We start from the raw sequence: 19,451 nt of genomic DNA on the forward strand, positions 1-19,451 counted from the left end.
GGGGTGTGTAATGATGAAACCTGATAGAAAAACGGCTATAATTATTGGAATGTTACTAATATTCAGTTTTATATTTGGGGTATATAGTTCTGTTCCAGCGTTAGAACGTCCAGATTACCTTGAAACATTGCCACAAATCGAAACTCAGGTTTTGGTTGCAACCATTTTCCAAGCTGCAATGGCCGTAGTATATGTCAGTATCACCGTGTTAGTATATCCTCTACTTGAAACATACAATAAAAAATTAGCGGTCGGATACTTCGGTTTTAGGATTATCGGAGCTGGGTTTCTATTTGTTGGAATAGCTTCCCTACTCCTTTTATTATCGTTGAGCCAGAGTTTTGCTACATCTAGTCAAGCTAACACATCGTATTTTGAAATAATAGCTGAAATGTTAAGGCAAGGGAGAGATATCCTCAATCATATAGGAATGATATTGCCATGGAGCATTGGAGGAGTTATTCTCTATTATTGCTTCTTTCATATGAGATTGATTCCAAGATGGTTATCAATATGGGGTATGATCGGTTCTTTCTTTACTCTTTTAGCTACGCTACTGTTGATGCTAAATATCATCCAATTAGTGAGCCCGTTCTATTTTATATTAAATGCACCTATAGCTTTTTGTGAGATGATTCTAGCTATCATGTTAATAGTTAGAGGGTTTCATTCTATTGAAATAAAAACGAATGAAAATGAGGTTAGAATATGAGAGTACTCGTTCTTGGAGCAAGTGGTGCGACCGTACACTAGTCGTCCACCAATTAATGAAAAGGCAAATCAAAGCTAGGGTTCTTATTAGAAAAAGTGCCATTTTTCCTAAGGAACTGCGAAACCATCCATTAGTGGAAATTGTGATGGGAAATGTCAATGAATTAAATGATTACGAGATGAACGCCCTTCTACATGGTTGCGATGTCTTAATTTCCTGCCTCGGTCATAATATGACGCTCAAAGGGATCTTTGGTAAACCGCGTTATTTAGTGTTTGATGCGATAAAAAAAATGAGTGAGATAGTCAAAAATAAGGATGACAAAGAAGTAAAACTCATTCTAATGGGTACAACCGGTTATACAAATACGTTATCAGGAGAGAAAAATTCAATATGGGAAACAATTATCCATTTCTTACTAAAGCTTTTGGTTCCTCCTCATCGAGATAACATGAAGGTAGCCCATTATTTGATGAACGAAATTGGAAAACAATATAAAAAGGTGGAATGGGTTGTCGTACGGCCTGATACATTAGTCAACCATGATGAGGAAAGTTCATATGAGGTTTTCGAATCTCCTATAAGAAGTCCGTTATTCGATGCTGGTAAAACGAGTAGAATCAATGTTAGTCATTTTATAGCTGAACTTGTGGTAAAAGACGAAGTATGGGACGATTGGCGATTTAAGACGCCGGTCATTTATAATCAATAATACGAGATGTGACTGAATGACTTTTGGTTACTACAGCAAGCTTCAGAAATAATCAATGTGAGATCTAAATCCAATTTATAACCTCCTACAAAAATGATTCACAAATTGTCGGGTGTCAAAACGCTTAGTTTGCTAGTATGAGTAAGAAGGGGTGTGATGATCATTAAATTACATCATTTAAATTTAACGGTTACGGATGTTGCAGCTTCTCGCGCATTTTTAGAAAAGTATTTCGGTATGCAGTGTGTTAGTAGTAGAGGGAATGGATTTGTGGCTATGTTTGATGATGACCATTTTGTTTTGACTCTGATGAAAGGGACTAACGTTCAATATCCAGCGACTTTTCATATTGGCTTTCCTCAAGAAAACGAAGACCAAGTAAACATGATCTATCAACGCTTGAAGGAAGACGGTTTCGAAGTGGAGCCTCCGCATATTCACATGGATATACATTCTATGTAGAGGCACCTGGGGGATTCACAGTTGAGGTTTTGTGCTAATAAAAATTGTGACGATTATGAAGCAGGGCACTCATTTTTGAGTGTCTTTTTTGCTTGCTTCATATAGTTAAAGCTACACAATGATCAATATAAAACCTATTAGCAAGTATTCCCCTTCCTTGTCATATAGATCTAGATAACGATTCCATTTGATGATTTCAAGAAAAGAGTATAGAAGAGAAGTTTGTCTATGTAACGTCCTTAAGGATCAAAATGAAATGGGGGATGATATGATACAAGTAGCAGGAAGGCCATTTTCACAAGAGAATGCAGTGGACTTGGGAAGCGTGGGGCATGTAATCCTTCAACAAATGCTTGAATCACCTGAATTATTTGCCTACCCTTCGATGAATGAGCTTCACTTTGAACTGAACATGCGAATACACATTTTAGATAGTGCAAAAGAGATGAATGCGAGTCAGGTCACGTTTACGACCTTTGAACATGCTCAATGTAATCCAGCATACTGGACTTTGACGTATGCTGGAGGCTTTTTATTAAGGAATGATGTGCAGCCATCTGAGGCTATTCTAGACATTTATCGGAACAGCTCCCTTTATGCATTTGAATGCGCGACGGCGATTATCATTATTTATTATCAGGCCATTTTAAAAAGCATCGGGAGCCGACGGTTTAATTCTATTTTTCAAAACCTGTATTTATATAGCTGGCATACAGACACTAGCTTAGAATTAAACTCAGTTTACTCTTCAACTCGTTTTTTGCCAGGAGATGTTGTGTATTTTAATAATCCTGATTTTCATCCGCATACACCATGGTATCGAGGTGAAAATGCGGTTGTGATGAGTGATGGAACGTTCTTCGGTCATGGTTTCGGGATCATGACTGCCGAAGAGATGATCCAATTTTTAAATGAACAAAGATCTCCAGGAAGTATGCAAGCGGCTTATTTAGCCACTTTACTAACAAGAATTTCTCCTGAAACGATGCATATGCTGTTGCATTTACATCGTGGTCGCATCTTCTATCAACCTACTAAAAAGGTCGTTCACCATAACCTTTGTTCAATCTCCTGTATCGATTATCAGTATTTTCTAAATGGTCACCAAATCTAATGGGATTGTAAAACTTGTGACATTCACCCATTTATTTGGTTGACAGGTTCACTTTCTGACTAGGTGAGTATACTGTAGTGTAAATCAACTAACCGAAAAGGAAGTGTTTAATATGTATGATTACGCAAATATGCCCCCTAATATGATGGCAGGAGCTAATGTCCCGCCAAATGTCCCACCGACTATGGTTGCTGGAGCAATGGATGCACCTTATGGAGCCCCTTCATACGGCTATGACTACGCCGCCCCTTCATATGGATATGCTGCACCTGCTCAAAAGAGTGGCTTCGTATTGATTGTTGTATTGTTTATTTTGTTAATTATTGTAGGAAGTAGCTTTCCTAAATGCTAATCTAGGAATATGAAGGGTGATACTCGGTCATTTGTAAAATCGAGTCCCGCGCCCTCTCTACCCGTCATCTATCGAATTCGATAAGTGACGGGTATTTCTCTTTGTAAGAAAGCTCACACTAGGTAGGTACATATTAGAAGGGCAATGAAAAAGTTTGATTTTTAACTTTATCATTGCCCTTTAAAAGGAAAAGAAGGTGTGTATGGTTGAATGGGAAACTAGTGCGAATGATGATTTTTCTTGGGGGTTTACCACTTGTAGGCTTCATCTTATTAACCTATTGTGTTGTACAAGGGATAACGATTTCATTAGATGAACGGATCATGTCATATATTCGCTCTGCTGAACACTCTATTGTTACAAAAGGAATGATGGGACTTAGCTTTATCGGTAACACATGGCCAGTCGTGATCATCTCACTCTCGGTGCTTCTTGTTATTTATAAATTATACAGAAAACGTGATGAGGTGATCTTGTTTGTTATCGTCTCACTTGGTTCAATGGGATTAAATTTGCTGTTAAAGTATATATTTAAGCGAGAAAGACCATTCATCGACCCACTCATTATAGAGACAGGCTACAGTTATCCGAGTGGACATTCAATGGCTGTATTGACGCTATATGGGGCTATTACCTTTTTAGTTTGGCGGCATATTTCAAATTCAATGGGAAGAGCATGCTTGGTTGTATTTAGCGTGGTGATGATTATAGCTATGGGAGTTAGTAGAATCTATCTTGGTGTCCATTATCCGAGTGATGTGTTAGGCGCTTATTTAGTAAGTGGGACTTGGCTCTTCTTAACGATTTCGGTGTATCAATATCGTAAAGATCGACAGACTTCTTATTAAATGAAATCATAACAAGGATTCCCCTCATTTTTGTCGAAATATAGTACAAGCCACACTTGAAAACGATTACTTAAAGGTTTTCAAAGGAAATGAGGGATCATTAATGGGAAAAGGAACAACATGGTCGTCTGAGAAGAGCACGTTTACAGATCCAATGACGGGAGCCTCCATTACGCAATGGACGGACTACCTTGCGCATAGCTATCATTTGTACTTCACGAATGATGGTTGGTATGATGACGGGGCAAAATTATTAGTTTGTTCCGAACGGGGGAATGCGGTTAATTTATATAGCCTGGATACAACAAGTGGACAATTAACACAACTGACGGACTTAGATAAAAAGGTTCCAAAAGGTATACAAGGAACGTATATAAATCCACAGAAAAATGAGGCGTACTTTACATACGGAAAATCGATTGTTTCGATTCATCTTGAGACGTATGAAGAGACAGTTATTTACACAAAACCAGATGGGTATCATTTTAGTAATATTAGCTGTACGGCGGACGGTCAAGCGCTTTGCTTTGGACTTTCTGAGGATTTATCGCAATCGATTAGCACGAATTTATCAGGGGGCTATGTTGGCTTTGAGGAGACAGAAGCGGCACGACCTCATTGTCAAATTTACTTGCTGACGCTTGCAACGGGAGAAGCTAGAGTGATTCATGAAGAAAAACGTTGGATCGGACATGTGAATGCGTCACCGACACAATCGCATATGATTAGCTTTTGTCATGAAGGGCCATGGGAGAAGGTCGACCATCGTATATGGGCAATGAATGTTGAGACAGGAGAAGTTTGGAAAATAAGAGAAGGAGAGCCGAACCAGTATGCCGGTCATGAGTATTGGCATGCAGATGGAATTCATATTGGCTATCATGGCTTTACTGATTCGCTTGATCGTAAAGATGGCAAATTTCTAGGTTATGCGAAATATGATAATAGCACGTCAGAGGAGTTTGAATTTCCATACCAGAATATGCACATCCATTCCAATGGCGCTACTCTTATTGTAGGAGATGGGCAACAAGCGAGCGCTTATCACGGCGAAAGGTACCAGGATTGTATTTTCTTATGGAGGAAAACCACTTTTGGCATGGAAGGACCGCGTGTCTTATGTAAGCATCGCGGAAGCTTTCAAGTTCAGCAGGTTCATGTCCACCCTCGGTTGACCTTTGATGGATCGAAAGTACTGTTTACGAGTGACCGTACGGGATACGGCAATGTATATGTTGTTGATGTTCCTGAGTTTGAGAGCTTGCCGAAAGTAATGGATGGAAAGCTAGTGAAGGATTAGTGTTTACCATTTGCTTGATAAAAGGTGCATACCGTGCCTTTATCAAGCTTTTTTGATTTGAAGGACTACTATTCAATCTTAACCTATGTTAATGCACTCAATCATGATCCTTTTAAAATAGTAGTAAATCCTACAAGGGGGAATCGTCTATGAAGGTTCTACTACCACCTCGTTTATTTCTCATTTGTTGTCTTGGTATGGTGCTGTTAAGAATGTATTACCCATATTATTTATGGATTTCGATGCCTTATAATCTAACGGGAGTGGTTCTTGTGGTGGCAGGCTTAGCCGTATCTACATGGGGTTCGAATACATTTCGCCAACGTCGGACTAACATTCATACATTCAAAAAGCCAGATCAATTAGTGATGGAAGGCTTGTTCAAATATAGTAGAAACCCAATGTATGTAGGCTTTTTGATTGCGTTAGTAGGCTTGCTTGTCGTATTGGGTGCGGCTTCTCCCGCTATGTTTGTTTTATTGTTTCTAATTGTGACAGACCGATGGTATATTAAGCATGAGGAGAATGCGTTAAACGAAACGTTTGGAGCGGAATATGAGAGGTATAAGGCTTCGACTAGAAGGTGGATTTAATATAGAATCAGCTAAGTGAATAGTGTCGCTTTAAAATAAAGTTTAATCAACGAAGAACAAGAAAAACCACCGGGAATAGGTTGGCTGCCTAAGAGTCCGGTGGTTTTTTAGATGATCCGAACAACTAAGCAATTAGCTTTACATATTTATATAACTAAATTACTATTTAAATAGTAATTGTTACGATTTGAAAAACGGAGGAGAATTTAAAATGATCAATCGAAAATTATTTTTTTGTGTATGTCTAGCTATCATTCTTTCTGCTTGTTCGACTTCTACTACGAATGATGCTGAATTGGATAGAGAAGGTGAATCAGTAAAATTAATAGATGACTTGGGGACAGAGTTGACATTCCATTTACCACCAGAGAAGGTCGGATGCTTAACTGAAATATGTGTAGATACGTTAAAGCAACTGGGACTTACTCCTGCTGCTGTAGCAGGTGACGGTATTACAGGTGAACCAGAATTTTATGGTGATGAAGCAGCGTCTATTCCGAAGATTGGGGGTTCGTTCTTTGAACCAAATGTGGAAGATATCTTTGTACAAGAGCTTGATCTTGTGATCGGGTTAGGAGGCGTACACGAGAATATTAGAGAGGCTCTCGGAGATGAAATACCACTGTATATTGTATCACCTGAGACGTATGAGGATTCGATCAAATTTATTATGGAGTTAGGACAGGCTCTTGATAGAGAGACTGAGGCAGAACAGGCTGTTCAGACATTTGAAGCGCATCTGGAAACGCAAATGAATCGTGTAACGGAAAAACGAACCGCATTAATTATGTATGGATCTGATACTAATTTTGGTGTAGATACGCAAACATCTGTTGTCGGCTCTATGATCGCACAAATAGCACATTACCCTTGGACGACCGATCATAGTGATGGGAGTGCGCAGCTATCTTTAGAAGAGATCTTGAAGGAAGATCCAGATGTTTTATTTTTGGAAACTTTTCGTTTCGGGGATGATGCCCCCTATTTATCTGAGCAATTGTCAAGTAATCCTGTTTGGGGAGAGCTAAACGCTGTAAAAACGGATAATGTCTATGAAGTTCGAACGAATATTTGGGCGAATGGACGGGGTCTCGGGTCGTTAACGATTATTTTAAATGAGGCAATGGAACTTATGTATCCAGATTTGGAATCATAAAAAATGAAAAACAAGAAAATCCACAAATCAATTTATATAGGGGCATTCTTGTTTTTATGTATCATCTGTCTATTTATTTTGTCATTGCTAATGGGCGAACCAACGCTAGATTTGGCTACATTAGGTCAGGTTCTAACTAATCAATATGATTTGGAGATTCATCGGATTGTCGTTTGGGAGATTCGGATGCCTCGATCGATTATAGCGATTATGGCTGGGATGATGCTTGCATTAGCTGGGCATATCCTACAAGACACTTTCCAAAATGATCTTGCCACACCTGAATTAATTAGTGTGACGGCAGGATCATCTTTTGTAATGGCCTGTATGACTGTGTTTGGTTTACCAGTGCTATTTACAGTACAGCCATTTCTAGCACTTTTAGGTGGTCTTATTGCAGGAGGGTTCGTTATAGCAAGTGCCAAAAGCACATTCAAGAAAGGAAGTATCATTCTACTTGGTACAGCTGTTTCAGCATTTTTAAATGCACTTATTATCATTATTATTGCTTTAGGGAGAGAAAACCAAATAGGGTTATTGTTTTTTTATTTGGCTGGAAGTTTGTCTGCTCGAAATTGGAGCCATGTATCGCATTTGCTTCCGTGGTTCATTATTTTTGTCCCGTTGGCATTAGGGAGTGCAAGAAGTCTTAATGTTCTTCGCTTAGGAGATGAAGCGGCGGTAGGCAGAGGAGCATCGGTTCTTACAATGAAAATTCTATTGCTTGTAATAAGTGCAGGCTTAACAGCAGTTGTAGTAGCTAATTGTGGTCCTATCGGATTTATTTCTTTAATTACACCACATTTAACAAAACGGTTGCTTCGTACATCAAATGCTGCAATTGTTTTACCAATAACAGCGCTATTAGGTGGATTACTTCTTCTAACAGGGGATTTGTTAATGCGCATATTATTTTATCCAGTGGAGCTACCAGTAGGTTTGTTGACGACTATTATTGGTGGTAGTCTCTTTCTAGTACTCCTTTACAGAAGGAGTGTGAGAACATGAGGCAACTATATCGTTCTAAAGAATGGCTAATTTCCATTTTACTAGTTATCAGTATTTTGACTATTGGAATGGCGACGATGCTTTTTGGAAAAACGTCTATATCATTAACTGAGTTTTTGTTTATTTTCAAAGGTGATGAAGCTGATCCTGTCGTAGAACGAATCGTCATGCAGCTCCGCCTCCCGCGCTACATTATTGCTGTCCTTGCAGGCTCCATGCTAGGTTTGGCTGGTGTTATTTTGCAAAGTATTACGAAAAATCCACTTGCAGAGCCAAGTATTATCGGGGTGACCAGTGGTAGTGTGTTAGCTGCAGTCTTAGCTATTACAATGGCCCCGTCATACTTAACAACTTCAAGTGTATTACCTGTATTTGCTTGTATCGGTGGTTTAATTGCTACGCTGTTGGTGTTTTATATAAGTAATAAAGCAGGTAATGGAGACGTACAAATTGCATTAATTGGTGTTTTGATATCCTCCATCCTTCAAGCGACTACGTCCTTTATCCTATTAACAAGACAGGAGGCAATGGGCAGTGTTCTACTTTGGGTTATTGGCTCTTTAAATGGAAGAGTTTGGATTCATGTGTATATTATTCTCCCATTTGCTTTAATCGGGATTACGCTTGGGCTACTATCAGCTAGTTTAACGAACGGATTAAGGTTAGGTGATACACAAGCTTCTCTTTTAGGCTTGCCTGTTAAGAAAACACGTCTATTATTACTCGGGCTCTCAGCTATCCTGACCGCAGGAGCGGTATCAGTAGTAGGAGCTATCGGGTTTATTGGCTTAATAGGGCCACATCTTGCTAAACGCTTTGTTGGGGAGGATGCACGTAAGGCCTTTCCATTAAGCATTTTGATTTCAGCTCTAATACTAGCAGGTTCTGACTTTATTGCTCAGAATTTAATCGTGGCTGTACCCATCCCATCATTTAATCAAGAGGCTCAATTGCCTGCAGGTGCTATAACTGCTTTACTAGGGGCACCATTTTTTCTTTATATTCTGCGCAAACATGTAGTGAAAAGGGGGGGTTGATATGAATTCAGACAAAATGTTAATAAAGGAGCTTTCCTTTTCATATGGCGATAGAGCTATCTTAACGGATATTAATGCCGTAATGAAGGAAGGTGAGATTACCGTTTTACTAGGTATTAATGGAAGCGGAAAGTCGACCCTTTTAAAAACAATAAGTAGATTACTACCTGCTAAGAAAGGATCAATCTATCTTGACGGTCAAGATATTGCCGCTCAATCGAATCGAAACATCGCTAAGAAAATGGCTATGCTCTCGCAAATTAACGAGACACTTGACATGACCGTTTATGAGCTAGTTGAGCAAGGTCGATTTCCGCATGCAGGGGCATTAAAGATGCTTCGTAAGCAGGATCATCAAGCGATCCATAATGCCTTAAAGCGGACGAGCCTTCTACCTCTTCAGCATCAATATTTGAATGAGCTGTCAGGTGGGGAGCGCCAACGTGCTTGGTTAGCTCTGGCACTTGCTCAAGAGACAGAAATACTTCTATTAGATGAACCGACTACTTTTATGGATGTGCACCATCAACTAAATATATTGAACCTGATCACTTCACTTAACCGAGAAGAAGGAAAGACGGTTGTAATGGTATTGCATGATATCAATCAGGCGCTAGCGTATGCCGATCGGGTTATTGTCTTAAAGGATGGACGGATTTATAGTAGCGGCCCACCGCTTGAAGTCGTTACACCAGAAATGCTTCGTAACGTTTTTCGAATTAGAGCTAATATCATGACTGATCCAGAATCAAATCATACTGTGTACGTACCTTATTCCGTAATTTAAACTGCAATGGGGCTATAATGAATTAGAAATGATCACTATTGAGGCCACGTAACATTAATACCAATCAACCCCTTTTCCGTCTAAACGGCTAGGGTTTGATTGGTATCACATTCATAGTTTATTTTTTAATAGCTTCAAACGCGAATTTCTGTGTGCTATTTGTTGGTTGCGTACCGTATTTAAAATCTGCTGATATTACCACCTCTGAAAAACCGATGCCTTCCAACACTAGCTTAAATTCTTCGATGCCGTACCAACGTAAAGCAAAACGCTGTAATTCGGATTGAATCTGTTGTCCTTCACGCCATTTCTCATACTTATAATAGGAAACTTTGTATTGATTATAAAAATCAACTTCGACTAGTTTCTCTTCCATTGTAATCATGTCCCCGTTTGGTAAGCTAAAGGCTGATGTTCCTGAAAATTTCCCATCAATCTCAAATTGGTTGGGGAGAAAAAGGTCAAGCATTAATCTTCCACCTGGTAAAAGAAGCTCATAAAGACGGTTCAATACGGCAATGGATTCGTCTCGTTTTTCAATTAATAAGAAGGATCCAGCAGGAATGATAATAGCCTCATATTTATTTGATAAAGAGAATTCTAGTAAATTTGATTCATATAAATTTGGTTTTAATTCTCGATCTTTGCAATGTTGACGGCAAGAAGCCAACATTTCAGGAGAGTAGTCAACCCCATCTACATTAAGACCAGATTCTAAAAGTGGAATAATCACACGTCCTGAACCTACCATTGCTTCAAGGATAGGTCCTTTACAATCTTGAAGTCTCTCACGGTAATATTCTATATCCCCACCTAAAGGCTGTCCGACCTTTTTGGTTAAATTGTAAAGCTCCGTGCAAAGTTCACCATAATAACTAAATGACATATCAGTTACCCTCCGTATTTGGTTTTTATTCATGGAAGGGTTCTAGATAAAAGCTAAATTGTCCCTCCCATACCTCACTTTTATTTGAATTAATATAGGTTTTTTCCTATTCATAAGAATCACTCGCTTTCTCGTATGATATGGATAACTGTAACATAAAATCAAAATTTAGATAATAAAAAGATTGAAAATTCACTCAATATTACGGGCAGGTAGTTTTCATGTAAGATATTTGGTTTTATGAGCATATACCTTTTGTTTTATTGGGATTGGTTGTTTTAATTGATGTATTTTCCTTATGAAACGACATGAATCATAAATAAAAACAGATAAACCTCACTCTCAGTCAAAAATTCATCCAATAACCTCAATCTGAGACAAGACAATTATTCAATAATCATTCACAATTTAAGTAATCACCTACATACATAGCGATGTTGGGCATCGAGAATCGTGAGGATGAGTGAGGAGGGATGTGATTACCCGGTTATGACAGCGCTTTCAATTTGTTAAAAGTAAAAATAAAAAATTATAGGAGCGATTAGATGAAAAAGCGTAAACAGCTATCGATTTTTATGGTGTTTGTGATAATTTTTTCTTTGTTTTCGACGAGTGGAATTGCGGCAGTAGCTGCTACAAATGAAGAGGAACGTCCTCAATTAAGCTTTGATTTCGGAACAGAGACAAGCTCTGTTGCGGGCGGCTTTACAAAGGTTTCAGATTTGACTAAATATACGAGTGATCAGGGATATGGTTTTGAAGAAGTGAATGAAGGAAACGCTGAAGATCAAGGTGACGATTTACGTAGAGATTTCGTTTTAGCGAGCGGTCACACGTTTATGGTTGATTTACCTAATGGTGATTACGATGTTGTCATTATTACGGGATCGAATTGGGATTTCAATACGACGAGCTATCGAATCCAAGGTGGGGAAGATCAAGGTGGCTACCCTACGAATGGCGGGCATTTTAGGACGTATGAAGATACAGCAACCGTAACGGATGGTCAGCTTACAATTGAGTTTTGGGATGCTTGGGCACGTATTAATGCGATTGAAATTACGGAGCAAGACTCTGATGAGCCACTTGCGTTTAAGTTCGATCTAGGGACAGAGACAAGCCCTATTGCAGAAGGGTATACCAAAGTATCAGAAACGACGGTCTATGACAGTGATCTTGGATACGGACTTGATAGCGTAGCTGGATCACGTGATCAGGCAAATAATTTAACAAGAGATTTTGTTACAGCTGGTGATAACAGTTTTAAAGCCGATGTTCCGAATGGACATTACAAAGTTCTCATTACAACGGGGGCTGAATGGGATGAGAATACGACAAGCTATTCTATTCAAGATAGTGAGGTAAAAGGTGGAGAAGTAACGGCTCCAAGACAATATATCACATATGATGATAATGTTGAGGTGACGGATGGTCAATTAGTCATTCAATTCTTTGATGATTCACGTATTAATGCAGTAGAAATCATTCCTATTTTAATGATTACGAGCTTAGAGGTATCTGAGGTAGTTCTTGGACAAGACTCTTACGTTCATTTAACGTGGGATAGCATGGAAGAAGCACATTCATATGAAGTGTTTCGAAGAGCAGAGGGACAGGACCGTTTTACATCAATTGGTGAAACATCTGAATCAAGCTTCAAAGACGAGGCACCAGAGCTCGGCTATACGTACACATATGTGGTTACACCTAAAACGGATTTAAATGTTGATACGGAGCCGAGTAATGAAGTAACGGTGACGATGGTCGATGAAGACGTTTCTGCACCTAATCGTCCACAAGGTCTAGAGCTTGGCGAAGTGGTGGAAGAGGAAAAGGTGACGTTCTCATGGGATGAAGTAGATGAGGCAGAACGTTATTATGTCTATCGAACGCGCTTTCAACAAGATCAGATTCCTCATGTAGAAGATTCATATGAGCTAATTGGTATGACGAGTGAGCTAGCGTTTACGGATGAGGATATTTATTCAACGAATCCATATTACTATGCTGTAAAGGCTGTAAATGCTGGTGGAATTTCGGAATCATCAGAAATGATTGTCGCGCAAGAAAGGGAAACACAGTCGCGAGAAACACCTGATTATGATTCGTATGATGCTCAAGTTTTCCAAACTGATGATGGTTGGGAAGCGGTTAATGGGGAAGAAGTTGTCTATTCTGGAGATAACATGTATGAAGCGATGCAGGCGGCGGTCGATAGCTTAACGCCTGAACGTACGACGCAAGAGAAGGTTGTTGTTCATGGTTCTGGTACGATTCAAGGTGATCAGTCGGTTGAACTACCGAGTCATACGTTGTTTGAAGTAAATGGAACGATTCATGTAGAAGGGACAGGTGACGGTTTCAGTTATGGATATCAAGATGCGGCAGTACGTGTCATGCACGCTGAGAATGTATCGATTCCCAAACTGAGTGTAACAGGTACTCCGAACTTTGGTATTTTCGTTCGTACATCTGAAAATGTTCACCTAGGTGATATTGACTTACGTCTAGATGGTGGTTTGGGTATCCGAATTGATAGTCGTGATGATGATAGTGTGTATGGCGTTCGTGATGTCCAAATTGATAACGTTTACGTATCTGGAACGAGCGATCATGGTGTGGAAACGTATGGAGTTGATGGCATTAAGATTGGTGTCGTGACAGCAGTTGATACCGGATATGCTGGCGTGCTATTAAATGACACAATTAATGCTGAGGTGGATACGGTCTATGGATTTGGCGCAGGAACAGGTACGGGGTATGCAGCGTTCCGGATGGCCAATCGAAATGGGAATATTGATGATGAGTATTCGAAAAATGTTTTTGTTAATGAAGTCGTTGCTCGTGGAGGCGGTAGAGGTATTTTCAGTGTGTCCCGAAGTGGTGGAGCTGTCATTGAGCGCGTTGATATTAAGAACACAGGGAATAACGCGATGCTAATTGAAAACAGCTTTAGTATTACGATTAACGGCGGGATTGTTGAAGGATCTAGTGGCATTCGGATTGCAGCACGTGCAGATATGCCGAATACAAGAGATATTCTGATGCAAGATTTAACGATGCGTGATTCTTCTATTCTTGAAAGTCCATGTGGTGAGGACGTCTTCTTTAGAAATATTACGTTGGAGAATAGTACGATGGAAGTTTGTCAAGAAGATGAAGGCCCAGGAGATGGTGAAGGCCCAGGAGATGGTGAAGGCCCAGGAGATGGTGAAGGCCCAGGAGATGGTGAAGGCCCAGGAGATGGTGAAGGCCCAGGAGATGGTGAAGGCCCAGGAGATGGTGAAGGCCCAGGAGACGGCGAAGGCCCAGGAGATGGTGAAGGTCCAGGAGATGGTGAAGGCCCAGGAGATGGTGAAGGTCCAGGAGATGGTGAAGGCCCAGGAGATGGTGAAGGTCCAGGAGATGGTGAAGGCCCAGGAGATGGTGAAGGTCCCGGGGATGGCGACGGAACCGGCAAAGGTGCTAGTGATGGCGATGCATTACCACAAACAGCTACTTCTATGTTTAATTACTTATTAATGGGGATTTTCTTGCTTGTATTTGGAGGTATTCTCTTTATCGGCTATCGTAGACAACATTCGGTTAAGTCACGTTAATTTTTATTAGAATAAGCAAATAACAATCTGGATGATCCATGTTTCACTAGTGTTTTGCATAGTGAAACATGGATTTTTTAATAGAAGCAAAATTAGGAGATAAGCATGAAGGTGTAAATGTATTAGGCTGTAGTATCGGCGTTGAGCGTTTTTCCTTTACCAAATGGAACGTCATTCCGTTAAATGGAAGAAATACGCCGTTTATTCGTTCGAAGTGGAACGTCATTCCGCTAATACACCCAAAATAGAGAAATGCGAAGCGACAATGGTTAAATAGAGGATTGAGGATCCGGAAGGGAAGGCAAAAAAGGTTGTATCAAGAAAATAACGGAATGACGTTCCGTCGAGAATGTTGAATGTGACCGCGCGGATGGCGCTGTTCTGTGTACACCACTTTGGTCTATGTAACGACGCAAATCAGAAAAGGCTACTACAAAGTTTATTCCTATTCTTGATAAACATAGCGAACGATGTAAAATGAAAGTAAGCTACATGATGTACGATAACCAATCAATTATTAAATTTTTTCAACATTTTAAGATAATTAGTTGTGGTATTATGAGGAGCCGTATAGGAGTTCAGTTATTATTGTCTAGAGATACTGAAGCAGAGAGGAGAGGGCATCATGGAACATCCGATAAAGGTCGCTATAGTTGATGATCAAGCGCTTATTAGAGAAGGGTTAGCTACGATGCTTGACCTTAGAGAGAGGTTTCAAGTCGTCATACAAGCAAAGAATGGGGTCCATCTATTAGACATGATCCAAATAGAGAAGATTGATTTAATTTTGTTAGATATTCAAATGCCAGAAATGAATGGACTTGAGACATTGAAGGAGCTAAAGAAAATGGAATGTATGGCTCCTGTCATTATGCTAACAACATTTGTCGATGATCAGTACATATTAGAAGCCATGCGGTTAGGCGCAGCTGGGTATGTCTTAAAGGATATTGAAATCGACGAGCTTATTTTATCAATGGAAAGAGTGTTAAATGGCCATATGGTCTTCCCTCAATCGGTTCAAATGAAATTGATGGAGCAATTAAGCAATCAGCATAAGATGAGCGTTAGAATAAAAGAACAATTACAAGAACATGGTATATATATAAATGAGAGAGAAGAAGAAATGTTGCATTTAATGGCATTAGGATATTCCAATCAACGTATGGCAGAAGAAATTTATTTATCAATAGGTACAATCAAAAATTACAGCAGTAAGCTTTATGAGAAATTAGGTGTGAAGAATCGTACCGAGCTAGTATCATATTTGCATCAGCTTTTAAACATTTGATGATCTACTAAAAATGAAGTGGAACTCTATGACAACACGATAACCACAAATAAACATTTTAATTTTTTAAATAATAGTGATACACTAGGGTATAAGTGTATATTTGATCCAGAAATGATGTGGGATTAGGTCGCTCCCTGGCTTGTAGGAACTCCTTACATCCTTTCTGTAAATCTTAGGGGATAAGGAAGGTAAAAATGAGCAACAGACAAACGAAGACAGATGTTATCTTAATCGGTGCTGGAATTATGAGTGCAACTTTGGGGTCACTGTTGAAAGAGTTAGCTCCAGATTGGGAGATTACAGTGTTTGAGAGGCTCGAAAGCGCAGGAGAGGAAAGCTCTAACGAATGGAACAATGCAGGCACAGGGCATTCTTCATTATGTGAGCTTAACTATACCGCGGAACAACAAGATGGTTCCGTAGAGATTAGTAAAGCGGTTAAAGTAAATGAAGAGTTTCAAGTTTCGAAGCAGTTTTGGTCTTATCTTGTTAAGAGTAATCTCATTCAAAATCCGCGAGACTTTATTATGCAGCTGCCTCATATGAGCTTTGTTCAAGGGGAACGAAATGTATTGTTTTTAAAAAGGCGATTTGAAGCGTTATCAAACCATCCACTCTTTGAAGGGATGGAGTTTTCTGATGATCCCGAGCAGCTGAAAGAATGGATTCCACTTATGATGAAAGATCGTAAAGTGGATCAACCAATGGCGGCGACAAAAATTGAAACTGGAACCGATGTGAATTTCGGTTCGTTAACGCGTAAGTTATTTAACCATTTAGAAAGTGAAAACGTTCAAATAAACTATAAACACAGTGTTGACGATATAAAACGTACAGATGACGGTGCTTGGGAACTAAAGGTACGTAACCTGGATACAGGTGTGAGTGAACGTCGTACAGCTAAATTCGTCTTTATCGGAGCTGGTGGAGGAAGCTTACATTTGTTGCAAAAATCAGGTATTCCTGAAGGGAAAGGAATCGGTGGATTTCCTGTAAGCGGATTATTTTTAGTGTGTAAGAAGCCAGAAATTGTTGAAAAGCATTATGCGAAGGTATATGGTAAAGCGCCAGTCGGGGCACCACCAATGTCTGTCCCTCACCTTGATACAAGGCTGATTGACAAGAAAGAATCGTTGTTCTTTGGGCCGTTTGCTGGTTTTTCGCCGAAGTTTTTAAAGACAGGCTCTTTGTTTGACCTATTTATGTCGATTAAAATGAATAATGTATCGACGATGACATCGGCAGGACTGAAAAATTTTGCATTGACGAAATATTTAATTAATCAAGTGATGCTGTCAAAAGAGCAACGTATGGAAGCGTTACGTGAATTTATTCCACATGCTAAGAGCGAGGATTGGGAGCTGCTAGTAGCCGGTCAACGTGTACAGGTGATTAAGAATACGGATGCTGGAAAAGGGACATTGCAATTTGGTACGGAAGTGATTCATGCTGATGACGGTTCAATTGCGGCCTTACTAGGTGCTTCTCCAGGTGCTTCAACTGCTGTTTCCGTTATGCTTGAGGTCATTGAGAAATGCTTTCCACAACAAATTAAAGAATGGGAGCCGAAACTAAAAGAAATGATCCCTTCATATGGAGGAACGTTAAGTGAACGTGCAGACCTGATTGGTGACCTTCGTGATTCAGCAGCTCAGACACTTGAACTAGTGAATAAAGAGGAAGATGCTGATGAAGAAAGACGCATCTTGCAGGAGGTATAAGCTGCCAAATGGCAGCTTATGCTTTTTGCTGTGCCCTAATTATTTATTAGAAGCAACGGTGATAGTGGTTATTTGTCGCAATAAACGTTCGTACTATTTTAAGGTGTTACCTATCACCTTAGCTAAAGCTTCTTGAGAGGCTGTTTTTTCAATTATATTGTCAGTGTGTTTTTCTTTGTGCATAAGAATTGAAATCGATTCTTTTGATAGCTCACTTGCATCAATCAGAGCTAATGCCCAACTGCACCAAAAAAGAGTGTTTTCATCCTCTGTTTGTAAGAGAGTGTCTTTTAAATGAGAGATACTTCCTTTTCCGATTCGAACTAAACTAAGGCTTGCAGCCATTCGTAGTTGCTCGTCTGTACCTTTAAGTTGAGTGATTAAATCGGGCACTGCTGAGATAGCACCTTTTCCTATTTCACCTACTACAACGACAGCGATTGTTTTTAACGAAAGGTCATCGTTGCTTCTAATCGTTTCTCTCAAAATAGGAATAGCTTGCTCGCCTTTTGATCCAATGGCTTTCATTGCTTTTAACGTTTCAATTTGATTATTACTTTGTAAAAGCTGCTTTATTTCCGAAAGAGCTAGTTCATGATTGTTTTCCATGTGTATCAAAGCCTCCTTTTCGATATACCTCTAAACTTTTCTTCACGTTTCATCATAGTAACGATTCGCCATAAGGATACATTTCTCCTTTGTAACAGAAAAACGAGGCCACTGAAAAAGTGCTCGTTTACTTCGGTCTTGAAAGGGAGCTTTGCTCTCGCTCCCGGGATGGGGGGCACGCTTTCCGCAGGCGGGCGTTGAACTAACCGGCTGCGCCGGTGGATTTCAACCTGCCCTTCCCTCCTGCAGGAGTCGGCCCTCCCATCCCGTCCGCTTTGTTGAGAGGTAAGATAGACATTCCCTACTCTTCAATGAAAATAAGAGAAATAGCCTAAAAAGGCCTTTGAGAAATGAGACTCAAAGGCCTTTTATCTACAGTTTGACGTTTCATTTTATCAAACACTTCCCTGTCATTTTATTTTATTATTTAGGTCGTACATAGATGTAGATGCAGGTGAATCGAATGATATCAAATGAATTCGAATTTAATAAAGATGCCGGTATGTATGCTTGTAAAGCTGGACATATGGCTACTCACAAAAAATATGATGAACGAAAAGGGAAAGATACGAATCCACGAGTCCGATACTTATTTGATGTTGAAAAGTGCCAAATCTGTCCATTTCAAGGAGGATGTGTCATTGAGTCTATTTGACACATCTTCAATGTTATCGTGATTATTCATAAATCGTTAATTTCTCTTCTACGGGAGTACGAGCTGCACCGGTCGGAGCCTCGTCAAAATAGCCTAAGTGTAAGAAGCCTACAATTTTCTCTCCGGGGTTAACTCCTAGTAATTCTCGTACTTTAGGGTCATATATGTGAGGGTTTGTTTTCCAAACAACGCCTAACTGCTGCTCCCAAGCAAGTAACTGAAAGTTTTGAATGAGGGAGCTAACGGCGCCAAAGTCCTCTTCCCACTGCTTTTGTCTAGGGTCCTCTTGCATAATAACGATAAGAAAGGCAGCTGGTTGTCTGAAATAGTTCTCCCTATTTTTTTGCAGCTCTTTAGGAAAAGTTGTAACTAATTTTTGTACAAAGGATTCTTTGTGCTCTGTTGGTACAAAAATAAATCGCCATGGCTCTCGTAATCCGTGAGTAGGTGCCCAAATGGCGGTGTTTAATAATTGGTGTATTAGTTCTTTCGAGATAGGCTTATCTAAATAATTGGCTTTAATGGAGCGGCGCTCTCTTATCGTTGTTGCAAGGCTTGAAAGGGTCCTCATTGATATCACTCCTCTATTTATAATTGAACTCCTTT

Annotated in this window: 18 protein-coding genes and 2 pseudogenes; 17 read left to right on the top strand and 3 right to left on the bottom strand. The window is 39.7% G+C overall.

What is annotated here, in order from left to right:
- Positions 1-13 precede the first annotated feature (13 nt).
- From ACERJO_RS06740 to ACERJO_RS06795, 12 genes and pseudogenes are all read left to right on the top strand, one after another.
- A complete protein-coding gene (locus ACERJO_RS06740) occupies positions 14-712 on the top strand; it encodes a DUF4386 domain-containing protein (RefSeq protein WP_373647003.1) in 699 nt (232 codons plus the stop codon).
- Positions 690-1,424, top strand: coding sequence for an NAD(P)H-binding protein (locus ACERJO_RS06745; protein ID WP_373647004.1), 735 nt, complete (start codon positions 690-692; stop codon positions 1,422-1,424). The genes ACERJO_RS06740 and ACERJO_RS06745 overlap by 23 nt, the downstream gene beginning before the upstream one ends.
- A gap of 162 nt (positions 1,425-1,586) precedes the next feature.
- Positions 1,587-1,924: pseudogene (locus tag ACERJO_RS06750) on the top strand (VOC family protein).
- Positions 1,925-2,154: 230 nt separating this feature from the next.
- On the top strand, positions 2,155-3,000 hold the full coding sequence (locus ACERJO_RS06755) for a protein-glutamine gamma-glutamyltransferase (protein ID WP_373647005.1): 846 nt from the start codon (positions 2,155-2,157) through the stop codon (positions 2,998-3,000).
- Between the two features lie 112 nt (positions 3,001-3,112).
- The gene (locus ACERJO_RS06760) at positions 3,113-3,352 is read left to right on the top strand and encodes a YjcZ family sporulation protein (RefSeq protein WP_373647006.1); all 240 of its coding nucleotides are present in this window, start codon (positions 3,113-3,115) and stop codon (positions 3,350-3,352) included.
- A 206-nt stretch (positions 3,353-3,558) separates the two neighbouring features.
- Positions 3,559-4,200: a phosphatase PAP2 family protein gene (locus ACERJO_RS06765; protein ID WP_373647007.1), complete on the top strand. Its 642-nt coding sequence runs from the start codon at positions 3,559-3,561 to the stop codon at positions 4,198-4,200.
- Between the two features lie 103 nt (positions 4,201-4,303).
- Positions 4,304-5,500 (top strand): oligogalacturonate lyase family protein, encoded by a 1,197-nt coding sequence (locus tag ACERJO_RS06770; protein WP_373647008.1) that lies wholly within the window; start codon positions 4,304-4,306, stop codon positions 5,498-5,500.
- Between the two features lie 149 nt (positions 5,501-5,649).
- Positions 5,650-6,093 (top strand): methyltransferase family protein, encoded by a 444-nt coding sequence (locus tag ACERJO_RS06775; RefSeq protein ID WP_373647009.1) that lies wholly within the window; start codon positions 5,650-5,652, stop codon positions 6,091-6,093.
- 211 nt (positions 6,094-6,304) lie between these two features.
- Positions 6,305-7,249, top strand: coding sequence for an ABC transporter substrate-binding protein (locus ACERJO_RS06780; RefSeq protein ID WP_247101549.1), 945 nt, complete (start codon positions 6,305-6,307; stop codon positions 7,247-7,249).
- A gap of 3 nt (positions 7,250-7,252) precedes the next feature.
- A complete protein-coding gene (locus tag ACERJO_RS06785; RefSeq protein ID WP_260505813.1) occupies positions 7,253-8,257 on the top strand; it encodes a FecCD family ABC transporter permease in 1,005 nt (334 codons plus the stop codon).
- The gene (locus ACERJO_RS06790; RefSeq protein ID WP_373647010.1) at positions 8,254-9,294 is read left to right on the top strand and encodes a FecCD family ABC transporter permease; all 1,041 of its coding nucleotides are present in this window, start codon (positions 8,254-8,256) and stop codon (positions 9,292-9,294) included. The genes ACERJO_RS06785 and ACERJO_RS06790 overlap by 4 nt, the downstream gene beginning before the upstream one ends.
- 1 nt (position 9,295) lies before the next feature.
- A complete protein-coding gene (locus ACERJO_RS06795) occupies positions 9,296-10,081 on the top strand; it encodes an ABC transporter ATP-binding protein (RefSeq protein WP_373647011.1) in 786 nt (261 codons plus the stop codon).
- Positions 10,082-10,199: 118 nt separating this feature from the next.
- Here ACERJO_RS06795 and ACERJO_RS06800 read toward each other — a convergent pair whose 3' ends face one another.
- Positions 10,200-10,967: a class I SAM-dependent methyltransferase gene (locus tag ACERJO_RS06800; protein WP_373647012.1), complete on the bottom strand. Its 768-nt coding sequence runs from the start codon at positions 10,965-10,967 to the stop codon at positions 10,200-10,202.
- Between the two features lie 545 nt (positions 10,968-11,512).
- Between ACERJO_RS06800 and ACERJO_RS06805 the strand changes: the two genes are divergently transcribed.
- From ACERJO_RS06805 to ACERJO_RS06820, 4 genes are all read left to right on the top strand, one after another.
- Positions 11,513-14,566 carry an LPXTG cell wall anchor domain-containing protein gene (locus ACERJO_RS06805; protein ID WP_373647013.1) on the top strand — a complete coding sequence of 1,018 codons (3,054 nt, stop codon included), beginning with the start codon at positions 11,513-11,515 and terminating at the stop codon, positions 14,564-14,566.
- 68 nt (positions 14,567-14,634) lie between these two features.
- Positions 14,635-14,814 carry a hypothetical protein gene (locus ACERJO_RS06810; protein ID WP_247101568.1) on the top strand — a complete coding sequence of 60 codons (180 nt, stop codon included), beginning with the start codon at positions 14,635-14,637 and terminating at the stop codon, positions 14,812-14,814.
- A 377-nt stretch (positions 14,815-15,191) separates the two neighbouring features.
- Positions 15,192-15,857: a response regulator gene (locus ACERJO_RS06815; RefSeq protein ID WP_373647014.1), complete on the top strand. Its 666-nt coding sequence runs from the start codon at positions 15,192-15,194 to the stop codon at positions 15,855-15,857.
- Between the two features lie 197 nt (positions 15,858-16,054).
- Positions 16,055-17,581 carry a malate:quinone oxidoreductase gene (locus tag ACERJO_RS06820; RefSeq protein ID WP_373647015.1) on the top strand — a complete coding sequence of 509 codons (1,527 nt, stop codon included), beginning with the start codon at positions 16,055-16,057 and terminating at the stop codon, positions 17,579-17,581.
- Between the two features lie 93 nt (positions 17,582-17,674).
- Here ACERJO_RS06820 and ACERJO_RS06825 read toward each other — a convergent pair whose 3' ends face one another.
- Complete coding sequence (locus tag ACERJO_RS06825; RefSeq protein WP_373647016.1) at positions 17,675-18,190, bottom strand: HEAT repeat domain-containing protein; 516 nt, start codon at positions 18,188-18,190, stop codon at positions 17,675-17,677.
- A 451-nt stretch (positions 18,191-18,641) separates the two neighbouring features.
- On the opposite strand from ACERJO_RS06825, the pseudogene ACERJO_RS06830 reads away from it, so the two are divergent.
- Positions 18,642-18,836, top strand: a pseudogene (locus ACERJO_RS06830) (IS5/IS1182 family transposase); the annotation flags it as partial.
- 31 nt (positions 18,837-18,867) lie between these two features.
- On the opposite strand, the gene ACERJO_RS06835 reads toward ACERJO_RS06830, so the two are convergent.
- Entirely contained in the window at positions 18,868-19,416 is a 549-nt protein-coding gene (locus tag ACERJO_RS06835) for a nitroreductase family protein (protein ID WP_247101583.1), read from the bottom strand.
- Positions 19,417-19,451: the final 35 nt, after the last annotated feature.

Origin of the sequence: Halalkalibacter sp. AB-rgal2 (assembly GCF_041821005.1) — a bacterium.
GTDB lineage: Bacteria > Bacillota > Bacilli > Bacillales > Bacillaceae_D > Halalkalibacter.